Source organism: Bradyrhizobium sp. LeoB3 (assembly GCF_055456055.1).
Genome location: NZ_JBVBEF010000272.1, coordinates 1 through 1,703 on the forward strand (window position 1 = coordinate 1; position 1,703 = coordinate 1,703).

Annotated in this window: 1 protein-coding gene and 1 pseudogene; both read right to left on the minus strand. The window is 61.0% G+C overall.

Features of this window, described 5'->3' with window-relative positions; translation table 11 throughout:
• Positions 1-953 (minus strand): ATP-binding protein (locus tag ACZXDY_RS45780; protein ID WP_464349994.1); only part of this gene is annotated, 953 nt, incomplete at its 3' end.
• A 42-nt stretch (positions 954-995) separates the two neighbouring features.
• Positions 996-1,655: pseudogene (locus tag ACZXDY_RS45785) on the minus strand (cache domain-containing protein); the annotation flags it as partial.
• Between the last annotated feature and the right edge of the window lie 48 nt (positions 1,656-1,703).

A 1,703-nucleotide genomic window follows, 5' to 3' on the forward strand; every position in this document is an offset into this window, starting at 1 on the left:
TCAAATTCCTCGCTCTGGAGCATCCAAAGGGCTTCCGCGCCATTCCGAGCGCAACGAACCTGATAGCCCGAGCTGGTCAGCATCGCCGACGTGAGATCCAGAAGATCGTCGTTGTCCTCGACAACCAGGACCCGCTCCGAACCGGTCGGAAACGCTTGGGGTTGGGCGTCTTCCATTTCGACGTCAGGCGTTTGCGTGGCTTTGGGCAAATAGAGCGCGACAGTGGTCCCCTTTCCCAAGGCGCTCTCGATGGCAATGTGCCCCCCGGACTGACGGACAAAGCCGTAGACCATGCTAAGGCCAAGCCCGGTGCCCTTGCCGACCTCCTTCGTTGTGAAGAAGGGCTCAAACACCCGGTTCCGCACCTCGGGAGGCATTCCAGAACCGGTGTCCCGGACGGACAGCCTGACATAGGATCCGGGCAAGCCCTCCGCCACGGCTCCTTCGCCCACGACGACGTTCTTCATCTCGATGTCGAGCACGCCGCCATTGGGCATGGCGTCACGCGCGTTCAGGGCCAGATTGAGGAGAGCGGTCTCCAGCCGCGCCGGATCGACATGGCACAGCCACAATCCTTCACTGGTCCACACCTTGACCCGGCATGCCTCCCCAACGGCCTTGCGAATGATTCCCTGGAACTCGGAAACAAGCTGGTTTGCGTTGACCGGTCTTGGATTCAATATCTGCCGGCGCGAGAAGGCAAGAAGCTGCGCGGTCAGCTTTGCCCCTCGATCGACAGCACGCCGCGCGGCCGCGGCGGAGTGCCGGATCTTGCCGATATCATCGCCGGCCTCGATGAGTTCGAGGTTCGCGGAGACCACCGTGAGCAGATTGTTGAAGTCGTGCGCGACGCCGCCGGTGAGCTGGCCGACGCTCTCCATCTTCTGGCTCTGATGAAACTGCTCCCTCGCTTCGGACAATTCGTGCTCACGGTGCTTCAGCGCATCGGCCATGGCGTTGAATGCCCTGGCGACCCGTGCGATTTCCGAATTGCCCGGGATGTCCACGCGCCGGCCGAATTCGCCGAGCCGCCATCGGTTCGCGGCGTCAACCAATTGTGCAAACGGGCGTTGGATGAACCGTTGGGCGCCCCACGCCGTCAGGATCAAGACGATCAGGGCGCTCATGAGGATGAACAACAGGTCGCGCTGCGTGCGATGTTCGATCTTGGTGAAAGTCTGGGCCTTGCCGAGGCCGTAGCTGACAAGAAGGTCTTCCCCCACAGCGGCGAATCCGACAGTTCTTCGCACGCCGTCAACGTTCACCATATCAGCTACAGTCCCGTTGGAGAGCGTCGGATCTTTGCCGGCAGGCAGCTTCTTGCCGACGAAGAGGGCATTGTCAGGATAGCGAGCGAGACAGATGCCGTTGCGGTCGGTGATGGCGAGCGCGGCTCCCTTCGGAACGCCCTTTTTCGCGATATAGTCGGCGAGCCAGTCGAGGCTGAGGGCCGCTATAACGACGCCGCCCATGCGATCTTCGTCGTCGTAGAATGGCAGCGCGAACTGAACGACATTGCGACCGGTCGTTCGGCCGACTGCGAACTCTCCGACTGTGAATTTTCCGGTTTTCACGACGCTGGCAAAGTAGGCACGTCCAGCTGCGGTAGCCGGCTTATGCTCTCTGGCTGAGTCGCAGAAGGCGTCGCCATTCATGTCGACCACGATAAAGACGATGAACTCCGGATATTGTCGCTTGATCCG